The organism is Arthrobacter sp. K41, from assembly GCF_059089645.1.
Window position 1 is genome coordinate 591,162 of the sequence record NZ_JBNHEW010000002.1, and the last position, 19,026, is coordinate 610,187.

Here is a 19,026-nt window from a genome sequence, read left to right on the forward strand (position 1 = left end):
GGCCGGTGCTCCTAAAGCAGCGGCCGGAATGCCCGCCCGGGAATCCTACGGCAGGAGCGGCTGGCACTGGGGACAGAAGTAAATGTCCCTTTCTTCCTCGCCGTTCAACTTCCCCAACAGGCCGCGCCGAATGGGTGTTCCGCATTTCAGGCACGGCTGGTGTTCCCGGCGGTACACCCAGTACCCGGGCCGCCCGGCCATTCTTCCTACCGGCATGCCTTTTGCGTTGAGAATAGTCACGCGGCGCCCGGGGCCAAGGTTTACTTCCAGCAGCTGTTTGGCGTCGGTCATCATGGTCCGCACATCCTGGACTGCGGATACCGGGGACGCAGGATGCACGCCGGAGAGGAAGCACGTTTCACAGCGGTAGATGTTGCCGATGCCAGCGAGGTTGCGCTGGTCCAGGAGGGCGACCCCGATGGGGACGTCAGGGGCAGCACGGACCCGGCGCTCGGCTTCGTCCAGGTCCCAGTCCGGGCCCAGGAGGTCAGGGCCGAGGAACCCGACAATCGAGTCCTCATTTGCTGTGGCAACCACCTCAACCACGCCCAGTGAGAAACCGACCGCGTCCGCCACCGGTGTGCGCAGCACGCACCGGGCCGTGTATCCCGGCTTCCGCCACCTGCCGCCCGGCGGGTAAACCTGCCAGGTTCCCTCCATTTTCAGGTGCGAATGGATTGTGAGTTTTTTGTCCTCGGGGCCCTCCACCCGCATGAGCAGGTGTTTGCCCCGGGCCAGGACTTCGGCCATTGTCCAGCCAGCCAGGTTCAGTGTGGCGAAGCGGGGCACACGGAAATCGGAGGCCAAAAGTTTCTGCCCGGCCAAGGCCTGGTGCAATTGGTGGGCTGCCCGCCAGACCGAGTCCCCTTCAGGCACGGATCCTCAGTCCCTTCGGGGTGGAGTAGGCGCCGGCCGAGCTCAGGGCGGCGGCAACAGAGGTGTCCAGGATCCCGTGCCCGTTCACCTTCTCCATGATCAGCTTGTCGACGGCGCCGCGGGTCACCACGCCCACCAACGCTGTGCCCGCTGCGGCGAGGATTTCGTCGTCGTCGCTGAAGGCCAGCAGTGTCTTTCCGCCCCGCTCCACGTACAGCACCAGCGCCCCGTCCACCAGCACCACCAGTGCGCCCGCCTTCCGTCCGGGGCGGTGCCCTGTTCCGGCTTCGTCATGGAGTGCCGGCCACGGGAGGGCAGCGCCGTAGGGGTTGGCGGGATCGGTGGCGGCCAGGGCAAGGGCCACCGGTTCGGGCTTTGCGAGTTGGGTGTCCTCCGAATATGAACGCAGCCGGTCAACGGTGGCGGGAACGGCGAATTGGGCTGCTCCAAGGTGCTCAATGAAGTAGCCGCGGCGGCATCGGCCGGCTTCCTCCAGCCGTGCCAGGACTTTGTACATCAGGCCGAAACCGCCAAGGATCTGTTCTGCCATCACCGAACCGCGGGTGACCACGCCGTACCGGTCCAGCAGGAGTTCGGCAGTGGCCCGGGCGTGGATGGTGGGGTCCAGTTCGGGCTGCGGAAGGGCGGACCAGCGCCCTGCTGCCATGGGAGGGGTGGCCGCACCGGCTGATGCGCCGTATCGTCCGCCGCCCGCTCCGGCCGAGCCCAACAGCCCGGTTCCATGGGAACGGCCGAGGCGGCTCAGCCGCGGTGCCCTTGCCCTGGGCGCCCGGGCAACCTGGCGGTGGGCGGTGTGGCCGCCCGCGATCAGCGCCCGGACGGGGGCGAAGGTGTCCCCCGTGATGCAACCGGCCCACACCAGGTCCCACAGGGTGGTCACCACTTCCTGGTCACTGAGGACGGAGTCCATGCCACCGGCCACCTCGGTCAGCTGCCGGAAAAAGTATCCGCCGCCGTTGTTCCGAAGGTGTTCCAGGAGCCGCAGCTGGGCGTCCCCCGGTTCGTAGTCGATGGCCGGGTTCAGCGTCAGCTCGGCGGAATCGGCAAGGTGCAGGCTGATCCAGCCGTCGTTGCCGGGAAGCGCTCCCGCTCCGGACCAAAGAACCTCGCCGGTGGCCATGAGTTCATCGAGCATGGCCGGTTGGTAGTTGGAGACTCGGCTTGCCAGGATCAGGGGCTCCCAGGCGGAGGCAGGGACCGGGACACCGGAGAGTTGGTCGATGGCTGTGACGATGCCGTCCAGCCCGCGCAGCGACGGCTGGCCGCGGCCGCTGCCGGGGGTGCGAACGTGCTGCCAGGCGGGAAGGAAGCGGCCGTAGGCTGATGCATCCACAGGTTCCACTTCTGCCCGCAGCGCTGCCAGCGACCGGCGCCGCAGTTTGCGAAGTACCTCCGCATCGCACCACTCACTGACCGGGGCCGGGCCAGGGGGCGGGGCATCAATGGGCGCGGCATCAATCAGCACGGCACCAATTGGCGGGGCATCAGCGGCCGGCGCATCAGCAGCTGGCTCAGTAGGCGCCGGGGCGTCTGAGGTGTGGGGCCGGAACTCGCCTTCGACAACCCGTCCGTCCGCGGCCAGGCGCTTCAGTGCTGTGCTTACCACTGCCACGCCCAGGCCAAGCCGGGTTGCTGCTTCCGCGGCAGTGAAGGGCCCGTGGGTGCGGGCATAGCGGGATACGAGATCGCCCAGGGGATCCGCCACTGGCTCGATAAACGCGAGCGGGACTCCCATGGGAAGGGGTACGCCGATGGCGTCCCGGAGCCGCGCGGCGTCCTCCACCGCTGCAAATCGTTCCACACCGCCGATGTTGACCTTGATGGCGCGGTTGGCGCGTTGCAGCGCCAGCAGGTGCGCCGTGGCCTCCCCGGTGCCGGCATGGGCCATCTCCTGGGCAGGCGCTTCGGCTTCAGCAGGTTCAGCTTCAACGGGCTCAGTTTCGGCTGGCTCCATGTGCACCGGCTCAGCCTCGCGGGCTTCGGAGGCCTGGGTTTCGGCAGGTTGGGCAGCCGCTTCCAGCCGCGCGGCTGCTTCGTCCGGCGCCAGCGGACCGAGGAGCCGCAGCAGGTCCGCGACGCCCTCCATTCCGCGCGCCCGCCGGTCCGGCGCCAAGCGCTGCAGCTCCCGTTCAGTGGCGTCGATGACCCGGGCGTCGAGGAGTTCACGCAGCTCGACGCGTCCCAGCAGTTCGTTGAGGAGGGTGGAATCGAGGGCCAGGGCAGCGGCACGTCGTTCCGCCAGGGGGGAATCGCCCTCGTAAAGGAACTGGGCCACGTAGCCAAACAGGAGCGACTTAGCGAACGGCGACGGCTGGGACGTGGTGGTTTCCACAATCCGCAGCTCACGGCGCTCCACGGATGCGGCGATGTCCTTCAGCGCCGGGAGGTCGTAAACGTCCTGCAGGCATTCCCGAACCGTTTCCAGCACGATGGGGAATGTTGGGTATTTCCGTGCAACGTCCAGCAACTGGGCGGACCGCTGCCGTTGCTGCCACAGCGGCTGCCGCTTTCCGGGTGTCTGCCGCGGAAGCAGCAGGGCACGCGCGGCGCATTCCCGGAAGCGCGAGGCGAAGAGCGCACTGCCGCCCACTTCAGCTGTGACGATTTGTTCCAGTTCCTCGGGATCGAACAGGAACAGTTCTGCCCCGGGCGGCTCGTCCTCCATCATGGGCACGCGCAATACGATGCCGTCGTCGGCGGCCATGGCGGAGCCGTCCATGCCGTACCGCTGGTGGAGCCGCTGGCCCACTGCCAGCGCCCAGGGTGCGTGCACCGGCATGCCGAACGGGCTGTGGAGGATTACCCGCCAGTCGCCCAGTTCGTCGTGGAACCGCTCCACCACCAGCGTGGTGTCACTGGGCACCACCTCGGTGGACTGTTTCTGTTCACTGAGGTACTGGAGCAGGTTGTTGGCGGCGAAGGCGTCCAGGCCGCTGGCCTTGCAGCGCTCCGTGGCCGGCCCGGCGTCGGAGGCTGACAGTTCACGCACGAAAGCGCCAAGGGCGCGGCCCAGATCCACGGGGCGGCCGAGGGAATCACCCTTCCAGAACGGAAGCTTGCCGGGCTGGCCAAAAGCGGGGGAGACCAACACGCGGTCGTGGGTGATGTCCTCGATTTTCCAGCTGGTGGCGCCCAGGGCAAAGACGTCCCCCACGCGTGACTCGTACACCATCTCCTCGTCCAGCTCACCCACCCGGCGGCCGCCCTTAGGGGCAGGCGCGGCCTTGCCGTCGCCGGAGGGCGAAGCCGATCCCTCGGCCTCGGTGCCGATGATGTACACACCGAAGAGCCCGCGGTCCGGGATGGTGCCGCCCGAGGTGACTGCGAGGCGCTGGGCCCCGGGCCTGCCTTCGATGGTGCCCGCATTGCGGTCCCACACGATCCGGGGTCGCAGCTCCGCGAATTCGTCGGAAGGGTAGCGGCCGGCCAGCAGATCCAGCGTCGCCTCGAACGCCGATCGGGGGAGGGAGGCAAACGGGGCCGAGCGGCGGACAGTGGCGAACCACTCCTCAACATCGATGCTGCCCAGCGCCGTCGCAGCCACGGTCTGCTGCGCCAGAATGTCCAGTGGGTTGGCAGGGATGCTAAGGCGTTCGATTTTCCCGCCCAACATCCGTTCCACCGTGATGGCCGTGTGCACCAGGTCTGCCCGGTGCTTCGGGAAGAGGACTCCCTGGGAAACTTCTCCTACCTGGTGTCCGGCACGGCCTACCCGTTGCAGGCCGCTGGCCACCGATGGCGGCGACTCAACCTGCACCACCAGGTCGACGGCTCCCATATCGATGCCAAGTTCCAGCGACGACGTGGCCACGACGCACCGCAGCCGGCCGGACTTGAGGTCGTCCTCAATCAACGCCCGCTGGTCTTTGGAGACGGAGCCGTGGTGGGCGCGGGCCAGCACCGGGTCCGCACCGGCGGAAGTTCCTGCCTGGGCCATCATGTGGGCGGGGGTGGCTGTGGACACCCGCGCCCCGGCGGCCGCGGCGGGAAGCGTCCCGTGGGCTGCCGGAACGGGATCGTCCCAGCCCCCGCCCTCCGCCAGCAGTTGCCGCTCCACGTAGATCTCGTTCAGGCGCGCCGTGAGGCGTTCGGACAGGCGGCGGGAGTTGGCGAAAACGATGGTGGACTGGTTGGCCAGCACCAGGTCGACAATTTTTTCCTCCACGTGCGGCCAGATGGATGCGGAGGGCTGCAGGCCGGAGGCCGGACCGGAATCGAATGCTCCCGCAGCGCCCTGGAGATCAGACATGTCCTCCACCGGCACGGAGACGGTGAGGTCCCAGTTCTTCTTCGCCGGCGGGGCAACAATTTCAACCGGCGCCGTGCCTGCGAGGAACTGAGCCACCAGTTCCTTCGGCTCCACGGTGGCGGAGAGCCCGATCCGCTGGGCGGGCTTGGGCAGGAGGGCATCGAGCCGCTCGAGTGAGACGGCGAGGTGGGCTCCGCGCTTGGTCCCGGCGACGGCGTGGACCTCATCGATGATGATGGTGTCCACTTCAGTGAGGGTTTCGCGGGCCCTGGATGTGAGCATCAGGAAAAGCGATTCCGGTGTGGTGATGAGGATGTCCGGCGGGTTGCTCAACAGCGCGCGGCGGTCCGCTGTTGTGGTGTCCCCGGACCGGACCCCGACGGTGGTTGACGGCGCTGGCAGCCCGAGCCGCTTGGCGGTCTGGGTGATGCCGATGAGCGGGGACCGGAGGTTTCGTTCCACGTCCACGCCGAGGGCTTTTAGGGGCGAGATGTACAGGACGCGGGTCTTGCGTTTGGGTGCGCGGGGGCGCTTGCCTTTCGCCGGGCCCTTCCCCGCTGCAGCCTCCGAAGGCGCAGGGTCCGTGGCTGCGGCCTGCGGCACTTCAGCAGCGGAAACAAGCAGGCGGTCCAGCGCCCACAGGAACGCGGCGAGGGTCTTTCCCGAGCCCGTGGGGGCGACCACCAGCGCGTGCGACCCGGAGGAGATGGCGTGCCAGGCTCCGTTCTGGGCCGGCGTCGGCTCCGAGAAGGCGCCCAGGAACCAGTCGCGTGTGGGCTGGCTGAACCGGGCCATGGGCGCTCCGGCGCCGGAGTCCCTCAAAGTGCCGGCGGGCTGTTCCTGCGTCATGCCTCCATCATGCCCCAGGCCACCGACAGTGGTGCCGGTGTTCCCCTTGCCTGGGCTCAAGCCTTTCCCGCGACCGGAAGGTCCCTTGTGGCCGGACCTTCGAGGCGTTTCCCGTTGCTGTCGAAGCGGGAACCGTGCAGCGGGCAGTCCCAAGTCAGCTCACTGTCGTTCCAGTGCAGGATGCCGCCCAAATGTGTGCAGACGGCTGACAGCTTGCAAGTGGTTCCCTCGACGGTGGAGACGGCGACCGGTTTTGATCCTTCCCGGTAAACCTTGCCCTCTCCCTCAGACGGAACCACCGGAGCGGGTGCGGGTGCCGGCTCTTTCCTGTCCTTCCGCAGGCCCTCGGCCGCTACCTGCCCCCAGCCGGCAGCAAGCTTGGCTGCTACTCCTGCGTTAAGCGCGACGGCGGACAAAGCGCCCGAGGGCGAGGTGACCCGGTGGTGGATGGTGTCCGCCCAGGGTACATTTCCGCCGAGAATGTCGGCCGAAATTCCGACGGCGGCGGCCACGGCGTTTGTCATGCCCCATTTGCTGTAGCCCGTGCCGAAGTAGATGTGGCCCTTGCCCCTTGGGAACTTGCCAAAGAAGGGCATGAGGTTGGTGGGCATGTAGTCCTGGGCGGACCAGGTGTGGGTGGCGGCCGCACCGGGGTAGTGTTGCGCTGCCCAGTCCAGGAGGCTGCCCAGGTGGTGTTTTTCCGACCGTGCGCGGCCCACGTGGTGCCCGTGCCCGCCCACCAGGAGCAGCCGGCGGCCGTCCACCTCGTAGTCGCGCAGCGAATGCGTCGGCTGCTCAACGGAGATGTACATACCCGGGGGAGGAGACTGGTCCTCCTTCAGCTGCAGTGCGGCAGCGTAGGAACGGCTGGGCTTGAGCTTGGCGAAGTACAGTCCCCGGTCCAGCACCGGGATGCCGGTTGCCAGCACTACCTCGTTGGCGGTGACGGTGCCGCGGTCTGTGTGCACGGTGGCCGGGCCGGCGCCGGTAACGTCCTGCAGCCGTACGCCGCCCACGATTGAGCCGCGGCGGCCGCGGATGTCCGCCAACAGCGTGTTCAGCACCTCCACTGGGTTGATTTGCGCCTGGTCCGCGAGGCGTACGGCGCCGTGGACGGGAAACGGCAGCCCGGCGTCGCGCACGTATTCCATGTCCAGCCCCGCGGTGGTGCCGGCGCTGACCTCTTCGCGGAGCTTTTCCGTTCCCTGCGCAGACGCCGCATAGGTATAGGCGTCCCGGGTCTGGAAGGGAACCTTGTGTTCTTCAAGGTACCGCAGCAGCCATGCCTGTCCTTCGCGGTTGCCATCCACGTACGCCTGCACCTGCTTCTGCGAGTACTGGCGGGCCAGCTGCGACAGGAAAGTTCCCTGCAGCAGGGTTACTTTGGCGGTGGTGTTACCAGTAGTCACGGCCCCGGGGTACCGCGCCTCCAGCACCAGGACATTTTGCCCCGAACGGGCCAGCAGGAGCGCGGTTACCAGACCGGTCAGTCCTGCCCCGGCCACCACGGTGTCATAGCTGCTTCCGGGCTCAAACGGATCAGACGTAAAGGTCTCTGCGCGGTCCAACCAAATTGACGTCATCCCAGTTCAGCCTGCCTTTTGGTCCAGGCCCTGACGGGCCGTTTGTGATGTGTCTGTTATAGATCCTGATCTATGCGGGGCGTAGTTGCTAAGTATACTTATGATGTCGGTGTTTAAGTCTATGGTTCAGGCGCAACCCGGCAGCCATGATGTGAACGAGAACGACAAAGCAGGAGTAACCATGACAAGCATGAGTTCTGACGGTCGCACTGGCGCCCGTACAAACATCCAAAAAGCTGCCCTTGCCGTGGGCGCAGTGTTCCTCCTGGTGGGCGTCCTGGGCTTCATTCCGGGCATCACCTCCAACTACGAGACCATGGGCTTCGCTGGGCATGAGTCCCAGGCCCTGCTGCTGGGCATTTTCCAGGTCTCTATCCTGCACAACATCGTCCACCTGCTGTTTGGCGCAGCCGGCATCGCTATGGCCCGCAGCGCTGCCCAGTCCAGGAACTACCTGCTGGTGGGCGGCGCCATCTACCTGGTCCTCTGGCTCTACGGCCTGCTGATCGGTCACGACACGCCGGCCAACTTCGTCCCGGTCAACACCGCGGACAACTGGCTGCACTTTGTCCTGGGGCTGGGCATGATCGGGCTCGGCGTGGCTCTGTCCCGCGGAACCGCCCGCACCGGACGCGCCACCACCGCCCACTAACCCAACCCAACGCCCCACGGGGCGAAACCAAATGCAGGCAGCCCGGCACCTTGCCGGACTGCCTGCATTTGTGTGTGCACGCGTTCCCTAGTTGCTTCCACCGGTAACCGGAGGAAAGAGGAGGGGCAGCTGGAAATTCCTAGGCTGGCTGGAAAGCCCCGATGGTGAGCAGGGTGATTTCAGCGTTGCTGCAGGCCTTCGTCGGCTGGGGCAGGAACAGGGATGCTGTGTCTTCCGGCGGGTAGATCCGGTAGCCGGCGGCATCCGCCATGGCGCAGTCGGGGTAGTTCCCGGCCTGGGTATAGCGCAGGACTGCCGAGCCCGTTTGGCCGGGGGCGAGCAGGACGTCGGCCGGTGCAGTGGTTTCATCGCGGGTGGCCGGGGCGCCGATGGGTGCACCGTCGGCTTCAGCGGTCAGGGACACTCCGGCATAACCCCGAAGGACGCAGGCTGCAGAGCCGGTGTTGGTGAGGTTGAGCTTCATGTAAACACTGCCCGCTGCTCCGCCCCCTGATGCATCCGTGGCGGCCGAAAGGTTCGCTGCCTTACACAGGGCCGGTGGCCCGGAATTGGCCATCGCTGACGCCGTTGCGGAGGGCGTTTCCGACGGCGTCCCTTGCGCCGTCGGTGAGGCCGCCGCCGAACTGGGGCTGGCAGAGTTGGTGCCCGGGGGCGCCGTCGGCTGTGCCTGGGGCTGGCTGGGGCCGCACCCGCCGAGCATCAGTGCGGCCGCCGCGGCCGCCGTCGTCATGACCAACCCATGTGAAATTCGCTGTGACCTCATGGCACCACCTTTGCGGCGGCTCCCGGCCGCGTCAATGATGCCACGAGGCGAGCCGGCGTTTTGATGCCCGGATCGTGATGATCCGGGCATCAAAGCACCTTGTCCTACTTGACGGATGCCCCTGCTGTGTTACGGCGCGTGCCGCTGCGAAGGAAGGCCGCGCCGCCGAGCGCCAAGCCGGCGAGACCCGCTGCCAGCCCTGCCCAGCTGCGGGCGCCGGCCCCGGTGTCCGTTACTGACGCCTGCTCGGTGGCGGGGCTTTCAGCGGTGTGGGATGCTGCGGCGGCCCCGTCATGTCCTTTCGCGGCGGCAGCCTCAGTGACGGTGACGGAGGGCGCGGGTGCCTCCAGCGAGTGCGGGTCCTGCCCGTCCTTGGCAATCTCCGACCAGTCCGTTTGACCGGTCTCGCAGCTCTGGAGGGTGGGGAAGTACAGCGTGGTCCCAGCTGCATCGGGAAGTTTCACCGAAAGCACCAGCGCATCCCGCAGTTCGTGTGCCAGCGGCGTTTTTGCGGTGTAGATAATCTGGCTGGTGCGCTTGGTGATGGAGGTGCCGTCGGGGAGCTTCCTTGGCTCAGCGAGCTGCTCGGTGACCTTCTCCACCGTCCAGTTGGGGTTGACGGTGGGTTGTGCATCGTTCAGTTCCTGGGGCAGCGTAATGGCAACCTTCGTGGTGCCTGAGGTGTCGCAGCCGTGCGGAATGCCGAAGGTGAGCAGGGCGTAGGAGTTGGCGTCGGTCTTGTCCGGCGTCACGCCGACGTGGGCCGTTGCTCCGCCTGCGGCGGTGAGCAGGAGGGCTGCGGTGGTGCCGGTGACGGCGGCAGTTTTGAGGGTGCGGCGAAGAGCTGAAACGTTCATGGGGTTGCCTTTCAGGCGTGCTCCCCTCGGAGCCGGATGCGGCCGGGAGCACAAACAGTTGGGGACGCCGCCGCGGAAGAAGGTGCGGGGCGGGTTCTAGCGGGACAGTACGACGGCGGCAGGCGGGCCTCGCCGGCTGTCTTGCCGAAGGTTCCGCCAGGGACTCAGCGGCACCGGGAAAGCCGGGAAGGACGCTGTAGCGGGCGGGACGGCGTCGGGCGCCACCGCACGGGGAAGCGCCACCAGCGGCCGCAGCCAGGCGGAAAGTGCCCACAGCGCCGCCTCGCCCCTGGCGAGCAGGACTGCGCAGACCACCGTGGCCAGGGCGTGCGCGGCCAGCATCAGGGGGCCGTTCGCTGCGTCCCCTTCATGGAGATGGGCAGCGGCGGGAGCCAGGATGCCGGCACCAGGAAAGTGGCCCTCGTGGGAGGCGGCAGTAATAGGTCCTGCCTCCGCGACGGGCGGGCCGAAAGCTGCGAACAGCTCATGCAGGACAAGTTGCCCGCCGCCGAGCAGGGCAGCCATCGAGGGAAACCCAAGCCGGTGTCGCGTGGCCGAGGTGCTGGCCAGGGCAGGCAGTGCCAGGACTGCCAGCAGGATGGCCGGGGCCGGAAGCTCCCCGCCGCCGGCGAGGTGTGCCCCGGCGGCGAGCGCCAGGATGACGGTGGCCACGGCGGACGAGCGGAGGAGATGGAAAGGGGGCCGCGGACGGTTGGTGCGCACGGCTTCTCCCTTCCCGGTTACCCGGCCGCCACGGGGGCGGGTACGGGTCGGCTGACAGTCGTTCAGATTCTATCGATGATTCACTGTAGATCCGTGCCGGCAGCGGGGGCCGGGCCGGGTCATGCGGGGGCCGGGTGGTCTCGCATCACCGGGTACCGGCCTGCAGCTCGGCAAGGACCTCCGCTGCGGTGCCGCAGCGCAGCAACGGCGCTGACTGCCCGGCCCACAGGGACATGAGCTCGGTGTTTTCCTTTTTAGCTGCCTCCGGCCTGAACCGGCCGGTCAGCCAATTTTGCACCGGGAACGGGGCGATGCGGCCGGCTTCCTCGAGCTCGGCAATAATGCGGTTGGGGATGCCGCGCGCCAACCGGCCGCTCAGGGCACGGGTCAGCACCGTGTGTGCTGCTGCGGGGCTGCGCAGCACTTCCCGGTAAGCGGGAACGGCAGCGGACTCACGCGTGGCCAGGAAAGCCGTTCCCACCTGCACCGCCACAGCGCCCAAAGCCATGGCCGCCGCGAAGCCGCGGCGGTCCGCGATTCCGCCCGCCGCGATCACGGGAATTGAGACGGCGTCGGCCACCTGCGGGACCAGGGCGACCGTGCCCACAAGTGACTCTTCCGCTGGCCGCAGGAAGGACACCCGGTGGCCCCCGGACTCCATTCCGCTGGCTACGACGGCGTCAACGCCCCCTGCCTCCAGCGCCACAGCTTCCGCTGCAGTGGTGGCGGTTCCGACCACTGTGATACCGCGGCGGTGCGCTTCATCAACAACGTCCGGTGCGGGTACACCAAAGACAAAGCTCACGACGGCGGGGCGCGCCTCCATCACCGCTTCCACCTGTTCGCCGTAATCGGGCATGTACCGGGCGGGCATGTCCGGAAGGGGAACGCCCAGTTCCTCGAAGTACGGCTTCAGCACACTGACATGGCGGTCGAAATCTTCCTGCGGCAGGGCAGCTGTTTCGCTGCCGTTGGGCACCCACAGGTTCAATGCGAATGGCTTGCCGGTAGCGGCACGAAGTTCGGCTGCCGTCCTGTGGATGGCACCGGCGTCGTACCCGTACAGGCCGTAGGAACCCAGCCCGCCGCCGTCGCTCACTGCCGCTGTGAGCTGTACGGAGGAGACGCCGCCGAACGGGCCAAGGACCACGGGAACGCCGATCCCTAAGAGCTCCGTAATGCTGCCGGCGGAGGCGGAAGGGCGGGGGTGGGCGGTCATGGCAGCTCCCGATGGGTTGTGTGGCTGGGCTCGAACCCAGTCTTGCACTATGTGCCGTCCCACGAGGGGCGACGCTAGACTGCTGGCGTACATGTCGGCGACCTAGAGGAGCAGTTATGGAATACACCCGCAGCCAGCAGGAAAAGGCCGTTACCGCCGGTGAACTTGGCCGCAACCACGTCGGCCAGACCATCAGCTTCCAGCCGAACGAGTTCACCGTTGTCTTTGGCAAGATCGCCGGGATCGCCCGGACGGAGGCCATGGTTTACCTGTCCCTGGACGGTGTGGGGAACGGCACCCACCTCAAGGATGAATACGACCTGCCGCTCACGCAGGAGGTCTACCTTCCGGTGGATGTGCTCTCCAACGCCGAATCCACCATTAAGGACCTGTTCGGGAAGGTTCAGGAGAACTTGCGCGGAGCGGGCCACAAGGGCGAGGACCAGACGGACCGGCTCTAGCGGAACCAAACAGGAAATTAAACAAGGGAAGCCCCGGCGCTTGTGCCGGGGCTTCCCTTGCTTTGGATCATATCCCCGCACGGCCGCGTTGACGCCGCAGTCATCGAGCACAACGCCTCTTTCCGGACCCGGCAGCGCTGCTGGTCGGCCCGGACCGCTACGTTACACACCTGATCCACGCCAACGGTGTTCCGCTGAAACAGCTTCGGGAATCGCACACAACCCAGCCTGACAGCCGTGCGGTGTGGCGCGAGTTCTGCAACGCCTGGCCCTTGGTGAGGTTGTTTGCCAGCGACGCGGGACAGCAGCGTTCCGGGAGGGACACGTAGAGCGCCACGACTATTGACCACTGAGCTGGTTAGTCTCCCGCCTTCTCACGCGATGTGATGTCGAAGCTCGGGGACTGCAGCTCAGTGAAGTTTCCGACGCTGGCACGCACGGTGCACTGTGGGGTTATCTGGAGGGCTGTTACTGTCAGCCCGGAACTGTCCACCGCCAGGGCGCCGCCACAACCGTCGGAGAAGCGCACGCCCTTTTCGCCGCCGGTAACTGCGGTGAGCATCTGCGAGGGCTTCCCTGAAGCGGGACTGACGTAGAGCGGGTTTAACTCGTCTGCGCCGCCGGCCCACACCGGCACCAGGGTGATCTTCAGCGGGCTCGGTGTCACGACGCGCGCCGGTGTGCGCACTTCCAGGCCCTTTAGGCGCTGGACGGGAAATGCGGTGCCCTTAACGGCCGGGTCCTGCGTCGCGGCGATTGTCGCCTGGGATCCGGCACGCAGCCACGCGTCGAGGGCCTGTTGGTCGGCGGGTTCCACCGGCACCTTGGCGGTCACCTGCACGGAACCTCCTGCCGGCACCTCCAACCCTGAGAGCTTCCAACCGCACTCGACGTCAAGGCCGGTGATCGAGGCTTGGTTCCGGCTTACCGAGGCCTCTTCCCAAATGGCCACCGGGCACACGTCCCCCTCCGCAATGCCCGGGATTACCTCCAGGAATTCACCTGACAAGGGCGCCTTTTGTGCTGCGTAGGAGACGGTCAGGCGCGTGTGGCCGGAGGACGGCTCGTACAAGGCAGTGCGTGAGATCGTCAGGCCGGTAGGAACGGCCGCGTCCTGCAGTTGCGCGGACAGCCGGGCGCCGCCACCTGTTGGGTTCTGCTGGCCGGTTGGGGCAAGGACAACGAACCCCGCAACCATGGCCGCCAGGAGAAGGGCCGCGGTGCCGGCGAGAAGCAGCGCTTTACGCGTACGCCAGAACGGGGTTTCATCCTTGTCCTGCGGAAGGGCCTCCGCCTGGGTGCCCACCTTCCCGCGCGGGAGCGGGCGGACAATGGTGGCGCTGCCCGCCTCCCCGAGAGTGGGAACCTCCCCGCCGTCGTCGGTTGAGGGCGCGGAAGCCAAGGCTGTCAGTTCCGCATCAGTGAAGGCCCCCCGGACCACGGTGGCGGGGCGTTCGACGTCGTCGAAGGCCGCCGGGGCTACCCCATGCGGAAGCGGGGCGCTGCCGGCAAGGCGCGGCACCAGGCGTCGAAGCGTGGCAGCAGCTTCAGCGGCGGTGGGCCTCTGCGCGGGGTCTTTGGACAGCAGGACCTCGAGAGTGTCCCATACCTCGTCCTCGACTGGAATCCGTGGCGGGTGGGAGGAAACATGGCGGTAGGCAACCGTGAAGTCCGTCCCCGGTCCGGCAAAAGGAGTGCGCCCGGCGAGGAGTTCGTAGAGCATGACGCCCGTGGAGTACACATCGCCGGCAGGGCCGGACCGGCCCTGGCTGATGAGCTCGGGAGGCATGTACTGCGGGGTTCCGATGAGGCCGGTCGTCTGGCGGATCCTCTCGCCCACCACGTCGGCAATGCCGAAGTCGGAGACCCGGACGTCACCCGGCCCGCAGTCCGGCCAGGGTTGGGCGAGGAGCACATTGTCCGGCTTGATGTCGCGGTGCGTGACGCCCCGCGCGTGAGCGAAAGCCAGGGCATCGAGCACTTCGGCGGCGAGGCTGAGCGCATCCGCGGGACGCAGCGGGCCTGCCTCCTGCACCACGTCACGCAGCGAGCCGCCGGCAACGTAGTCCATAACAATGGCCAGCCGCGCGCCTTCCACCACCATGTCGCGTACTGTGACGATGTGGGAGTCCTGCAACCCAAGCAGCACGGATCGTTCGCGGACAAACCGCTCCACGAGGGACGGATCGTCGGCGTGCTCCGGGCGCAGGACCTTGGCGGCAAATGTCCCGCCTTCGGCCGAGGTGATGGTCCATACCTCGCCGACGGCGCCGGAACCCACCCGCTCGCCGAAGCGGTAGGACGCTCCAAGCGCCTGGCCCGTCTGTGCGAATTGCATACTGTTCTCTCCACGCAATTGATCTGGGTTACTCACGGCCGCCGCACGCCCGCCCACTTACGTCGCGAGCCTGCGCCCGGGGGATCAGCTCTCGGCACTGACTGCCTGGATCAGCGCCATTTGCCCGCCCACACCGATGTAGCCGCGCCCTGTGGTCATCGCCACCGGTGCCTTTCGTGGGAGGACGGCGCCCAGCAACTCGCCGTCGTAATTAACGTCCGGCTGGAGCAGCACGCCCAGGCGGGATTTGCGGATCGTCTTGGTCCAGTGACTGTACAGCCCGCGCAGGTCCGCGGCACGCCCCGCCGCGATGACGCACAGCCCCGGCTGCCCGGATGCCACCACACCCGCGATCGATTGATCGGTATCCTCGAAGCGCTCAGCGTCGTCGATCAGCAGGAACACCGTACCGCGCTCCAGCCGCAGGGAGGCCAGCAGGGCAGGTACGTCGTCAGCGCCCACTGCCACCCGGTCGAGATCCGCGAGGGCCAGGGGCGAGCGGCGGTCGCAGATGCCCCATACCTTGGCCGGTCCGTGTGCAGAGGCCGCGCCGCGCACGGCTGCGGCCAGGGCAAGCAACAATGTTGATTTTCCCGAACGGGCGGGCCCGGCGACCAACGCGTGCTCGCCCTCGTAAATTTCCAGGAACGCCGGCGAGAGGTCCGCCTCCTGTATACCAACGGGGATAAGCCAGGGCTCCGTCTCAAGCCGCGGTTCCACGCCCAGGTCCAGCATCGTGACGTCGGAAGGCAAGCGCCTGATCGCAGCTGTCTTCGGGGGTGCTTGCGCCCAGCTCTGGCGCACCCGGTCCACCGCGGCCTTCAACCCGATACCGGGCGTGGCCACGTGCATCTGGAGCGACGTGCGCGGGTCCACGCAGCGGCCCGGAAGCTCAGCGGGTATCGCCTTGCCCCGGACGCCGAGCGAGGAATAGTCGTAGTTGTCGGCCAAACGGAAAAGCCACCGCTGCAGTGTCACTTCATTCATGGCTGAGGGCACAGCCTTGGCACGCGTGGTGGAAACGGCGAAAGACAGCCCGAGTGCGGGGCCGTCAGCGTAAGCTCGGTACAGCAAGGCCAGAAGCTGCTGTCCCTCAAAATCCTGGAATTCATCGCGCAGCGAGGCCAGCCCGTCCAACAGCACCACGGTGTGGCGGTGCCCCCCTGGCTTCGCGCGGCGGCTCTCCAGCTCGGTGTGCAGGTGCCGCAGGAAGCGGGCCTGCTGCTCCTTGGCACCGGCACCGGTTCCTACGTACGCCACGGTGTGGGGCAGCCGTTCCAGTGGCTCAAGCTCACGGGAACCCAGATCGAGGATCATCAGGTCCAGCTCGGCCGGATCGGCGTCCTTCGCCAGGGCAAGCGCGATCGAGGCCAGCGCGGTGCTCGTGCCGGAGCCTGCCACGCCCATAAGCATCAGGTTCCCCGCGGACAGGTCCCATCCCGCGGCGGACTGGCGTTGCAGGTCGGGCTCGTCCACGAGGGCCACCAGGACGGAGGAGCCCCGGATGCCGCCTACCGCCGGTAGGGGCAGGGGCGCCTGATCGGCAGCAGGATGGGACTGGACATCGGGGGAGTCACCTTCCGGCGCCGGGAGGAAACCGTCCAACTCCACGCGCCGGCCGAGGGCCTCCGGCCAGACCTGCCGTGGAGCAGCGTACCCTTCCTCGGCATTGGCGGCCACGACCGCGTCGATGAGGAGGTCCAGGTCATTATCATCCACGGCGTCAGGCCGCGGGGCAGCGGCAAGCGGCACGGGAACGCCGAACTGGATGATTTCCCGCACTTCCACGGCGGCACCGCCGCCCAGCTGCGCCTGTCCCGTCACGAGGGCCGTCTGCACGGGCGTGATGTCGTCCTGGCCCAGCTTCACAAAGGCCCGGCCCATCTGGGCCCGGCCAATTGCCGAGGCTGCGGGCACACCGATGACATTGTTGGAGTCCTCGCGGCTCTGCACGCGCAGCGCCACCCGAAGGTTCGTGTTCGCGAGGATGTCCTCGCTGACGACGCCCGCCGGGCGCTGCGTCGCCAGGATCATGTGCACGCCCAGGGTCCGGCCCACGGCGCCGACGCTGACCAACGCCTTGAGTACATCTGGGAAGTCCTTGGCGAGCATGGCGAACTCGTCGATCACCAGCAGCAGCCGGGGCATGGGCTCGGCCGGGTTCGTGGCCAGATAGGCGTTCAGGTTATCGATGCCCTCGCCGGCGGCTGCGAAGATCCGCTGTCGGCGCTCCATCTCCGCCTCCAGGGCGCGGAGGGCACGGTCGGCCAGTTGCTCGTCCAGGTTGGAAATTGTGCCGATGGTATGCGGGAGGCGTTCGCACGCCTTGAACGCCGCCCCGCCTTTGAAGTCGACGAGAATGAAGTTCAGGCGGGTCGGATCGTTGCGCGCCGCGAGGCCTGCAATGAGCGAGCGAAGGAACTCGGACTTGCCGGAACCCGTGGTCCCGCCAACCAGGCCGTGAGGCCCGTCTTTGACCAAGTCCAGGGTCAGTGGCCCATTTTCTCCGGTGCCAATAGGGGTGGAGACTCCAGTGGGGGCCTGCCACAGGCGCCGGATGGTGGTGGAGTCCGGGCGTTCGTAGCCCAGGAGTCCGGGCAACCGCACCAGGGAGGGCAGCGAGGCCCCCGGCACGTTCAGCTCCGGATCATCGAAGTGTGCAATGCGCATTGCACAGCGCAGGGCCTCATCCTGGTCAAGGCCCGCCAGGATGACGTCCTCCACACGACTCAGGTCCCGCGGCTGGTCCACAGTGGCCGCTGCGTCCGCTCCCACCTTGATGATCGTGGTGCAGGAAGCCGGCAGTTGCTCCTCCGACGCGGCGATGACAATGCCGGCCACCCGGACCGGGCGCTGTTGGGGGTTTACATGAACCCCCGGCACGGAGCGGCCCATGCCGAGCAATGCGCGCGCCGGGGCGTCCCTGCCCTCCGTGAGCACCTCGGAGTCCAGGACTACCAGGAGCGCCGGAGTGGGGACATCCTGGACGGTGTCCTTCAGCGTGCGCAGCATGGCGAGGCTCGTCTCGCGGTGCGCAGACATCCAGCGCTGGCCTGTGCTGCTGCCGGCCTGGCGCGTGTGCGGCAGCCATGACGCCCACTCCCATTCATCGGCACGTCCGCTGTCGCAGAAAACTCCGACGGTCAGATCCGCCGGGCCAACGTGTACTGCGGCCTGGGCAAGGAGCGACCGCGCAAGCGCCAGGGTTCCTTCCCGCGGGCCAACCATGCCCACCACTCCAGCATCGGTGAGGTCCACGAGTACGGGCGCGGCCTGCAGGCGTGCGGCCGCCAGGGAGTCCTTCACCCTTTCATCCAGCCGCGAGCCTGCCGTTCGGTCCACATCCGGCGTCCAGGGAACGTCTCCCGTGCCGGCATGCAGGGCCAGGAAATCGTCCGAGTCTGCGCGGCGCTGCCACAAGGACGTGGCAGGGATGGCCGGGCGGCGCACAGTCGTTGCGGGGTCGGGAATCATTCTGTGGCGCCGGGCGGTTTCCGCCTTGGCTGCAACGCGGACCTGCTGTTCGAAATCCTTGAGGGCCCCGGAGAAGCGCTCATCCTCTTCCTTGAGCCCCCGGGCGTGACGGCGCTTCTGTTCGAACCACATGCCCACTGCCATGACAGGGCTGAGCATGGCGAACATCGCGAAGCGCATATCCCCAAGGATCAGCACCATCGCCACGGCCATGACGAGGGGCGCCAGCACAGTGATGTAGCTGAATTTATTGGCTGGAGGCACGTCCCTGGGGCTCGGCGGGACCAGGGGGTCGCCTGCCTGTGCGCGGCCGGGACGGGGCGGCCGGTTGAAGGGGGCCGTTGCCGCCGGTGTGAGGTTGTGCAGGCTGCCCGGGGCCGGTGCAGGCGTCTCATCCAGTGACGGGCGCAGGAGGAGCACCGTGCCGCCCGCGCTGATCGTGGCCGTTTCGGTGACCACAATGCCGTCCTCCGCGACCATTTCGCCGTTAACGAGGGTGCCGTTCGTAGATCCGCCATCCAGCACCCGCACCCCGTCTTCCTCGCGGCGCAGGCGGCAATGGTCCCAGGACGCACTTTCCGTGGGCAGGCTGAGATCGGCGTGGGGTGACCGGCCAATAAGCATCTCCCGTCCCCGCGGGACCTCAACCACCGTGCCGGCGCGGTGACCGCCGGCAAGCGTCACGCTCCAATCCTGTATCCGGTGCGGTGCTTGCCACGGCGCCCGCGAAATGCGGCTGCCTTCCAAAAGGATTAGCTCCGAGGCTGGGGTTGAACCCCGCACCTCGGCCTCGTTCACGAACACCACCTCTTCGGACGCCAGACGGGGCCCGCCGGCGGCCTCCACTAAGTCCGTTAGCGTGATGGCCGGCGCAGCCCGCGCCACCTCGCATTCAAAGCGGCTCCCGTCCAGGTCGATCAGCACACGCACCGAGGCGCTC

11 protein-coding genes and 1 pseudogene are annotated in these 19,026 nt (G+C 67.4%); 3 read left to right on the forward strand and 9 right to left on the reverse strand.

All coding sequences use genetic code 11. The features are described from left to right. Nucleotides 1–45 precede the first annotated feature (45 nt). The 3 genes from AC5RTE_RS07170 to AC5RTE_RS07180 are packed head-to-tail and all read right to left on the reverse strand — an operon-like array spanning nucleotide 46 to nucleotide 7,578. Entirely contained in the window at nucleotides 46–876 is an 831-nt protein-coding gene (locus AC5RTE_RS07170; protein WP_494040694.1) for an Fpg/Nei family DNA glycosylase, read from the reverse strand. Continuing rightward, nucleotides 869–5,995 carry an Lhr family helicase gene (locus tag AC5RTE_RS07175; protein ID WP_494040695.1) on the reverse strand — a complete coding sequence of 1,709 codons (5,127 nt, stop codon included), beginning with the start codon at nucleotides 5,993–5,995 and terminating at the stop codon, nucleotides 869–871. Before AC5RTE_RS07175 ends, AC5RTE_RS07170 begins: the two co-directional genes overlap by 8 nt. A gap of 56 nt (nucleotides 5,996–6,051) precedes the next feature. Beyond that, entirely contained in the window at nucleotides 6,052–7,578 is a 1,527-nt protein-coding gene (locus AC5RTE_RS07180; protein WP_494040696.1) for an FAD-dependent oxidoreductase, read from the reverse strand. Between the two features lie 181 nt (nucleotides 7,579–7,759). Here AC5RTE_RS07180 and AC5RTE_RS07185 point away from each other — a divergent pair, with 181 nt between their 5' ends. Beyond that, nucleotides 7,760–8,230: a DUF4383 domain-containing protein gene (locus AC5RTE_RS07185; protein WP_494040697.1), complete on the forward strand. Its 471-nt coding sequence runs from the start codon at nucleotides 7,760–7,762 to the stop codon at nucleotides 8,228–8,230. 139 nt (nucleotides 8,231–8,369) lie between these two features. Here the strand turns inward: AC5RTE_RS07185 and AC5RTE_RS07190 are convergent, their stop codons facing one another. From AC5RTE_RS07190 to AC5RTE_RS07205, 4 genes are all read right to left on the reverse strand, one after another. Continuing rightward, the gene (locus tag AC5RTE_RS07190; RefSeq protein ID WP_494040698.1) at nucleotides 8,370–9,014 is read right to left on the reverse strand and encodes a DUF4232 domain-containing protein; all 645 of its coding nucleotides are present in this window, start codon (nucleotides 9,012–9,014) and stop codon (nucleotides 8,370–8,372) included. Between the two features lie 104 nt (nucleotides 9,015–9,118). Further along, on the reverse strand, nucleotides 9,119–9,871 hold the full coding sequence (locus tag AC5RTE_RS07195; protein ID WP_494040699.1) for a YcnI family copper-binding membrane protein: 753 nt from the start codon (nucleotides 9,869–9,871) through the stop codon (nucleotides 9,119–9,121). 96 nt (nucleotides 9,872–9,967) lie between these two features. After that, on the reverse strand, nucleotides 9,968–10,594 hold the full coding sequence (locus tag AC5RTE_RS07200; protein ID WP_494040700.1) for a hypothetical protein: 627 nt from the start codon (nucleotides 10,592–10,594) through the stop codon (nucleotides 9,968–9,970). 145 nt (nucleotides 10,595–10,739) lie between these two features. Continuing rightward, nucleotides 10,740–11,813 carry an NAD(P)H-dependent flavin oxidoreductase gene (locus tag AC5RTE_RS07205; RefSeq protein WP_494040701.1) on the reverse strand — a complete coding sequence of 358 codons (1,074 nt, stop codon included), beginning with the start codon at nucleotides 11,811–11,813 and terminating at the stop codon, nucleotides 10,740–10,742. Between the two features lie 116 nt (nucleotides 11,814–11,929). On the opposite strand from AC5RTE_RS07205, the gene AC5RTE_RS07210 reads away from it, so the two are divergent. Further along, entirely contained in the window at nucleotides 11,930–12,274 is a 345-nt protein-coding gene (locus AC5RTE_RS07210) for a hypothetical protein (RefSeq protein WP_494040702.1), read from the forward strand. Nucleotides 12,275–12,316: 42 nt separating this feature from the next. Next, nucleotides 12,317–12,549: pseudogene (locus AC5RTE_RS07215) on the forward strand (glucuronate isomerase); the annotation flags it as partial. Between the two features lie 83 nt (nucleotides 12,550–12,632). Here the strand turns inward: AC5RTE_RS07215 and AC5RTE_RS07220 are convergent. Both AC5RTE_RS07220 and AC5RTE_RS07225 read right to left on the reverse strand, forming a co-directional pair. Beyond that, nucleotides 12,633–14,612 carry a serine/threonine-protein kinase gene (locus tag AC5RTE_RS07220; RefSeq protein ID WP_494040703.1) on the reverse strand — a complete coding sequence of 660 codons (1,980 nt, stop codon included), beginning with the start codon at nucleotides 14,610–14,612 and terminating at the stop codon, nucleotides 12,633–12,635. A gap of 84 nt (nucleotides 14,613–14,696) precedes the next feature. After that, a complete protein-coding gene (locus AC5RTE_RS07225) occupies nucleotides 14,697–19,016 on the reverse strand; it encodes a type VII secretion EssC family protein (RefSeq protein ID WP_494040704.1) in 4,320 nt (1,439 codons plus the stop codon). Between the last annotated feature and the right edge of the window lie 10 nt (nucleotides 19,017–19,026).

What these genes read in the sequence shown, in the direction of transcription:
- AC5RTE_RS07175 (WP_494040695.1), bottom strand. Translation starts at nt 5,995, where the DNA reads ATGACGCAGGAACAGCCCGCCGGCACTTTGAGGGACTCCGGCGCCGGA.
- AC5RTE_RS07180 (WP_494040696.1), bottom strand. Translation starts at nt 7,578, where the DNA reads ATGACGTCAATTTGGTTGGACCGCGCAGAGACCTTTACGTCTGATCCG.
- AC5RTE_RS07195 (WP_494040699.1), bottom strand. Translation starts at nt 9,871, where the DNA reads ATGAACGTTTCAGCTCTTCGCCGCACCCTCAAAACTGCCGCCGTCACC.
- AC5RTE_RS07185 (WP_494040697.1), top strand. Translation starts at nt 7,760, where the DNA reads ATGACAAGCATGAGTTCTGACGGTCGCACTGGCGCCCGTACAAACATC.
- AC5RTE_RS07205 (WP_494040701.1), bottom strand. Translation starts at nt 11,813, where the DNA reads ATGACCGCCCACCCCCGCCCTTCCGCCTCCGCCGGCAGCATTACGGAG.
- AC5RTE_RS07190 (WP_494040698.1), bottom strand. Translation starts at nt 9,014, where the DNA reads ATGAGGTCACAGCGAATTTCACATGGGTTGGTCATGACGACGGCGGCC.
- AC5RTE_RS07210 (WP_494040702.1), top strand. Translation starts at nt 11,930, where the DNA reads ATGGAATACACCCGCAGCCAGCAGGAAAAGGCCGTTACCGCCGGTGAA.
- AC5RTE_RS07220 (WP_494040703.1), bottom strand. Translation starts at nt 14,612, where the DNA reads ATGCAATTCGCACAGACGGGCCAGGCGCTTGGAGCGTCCTACCGCTTC.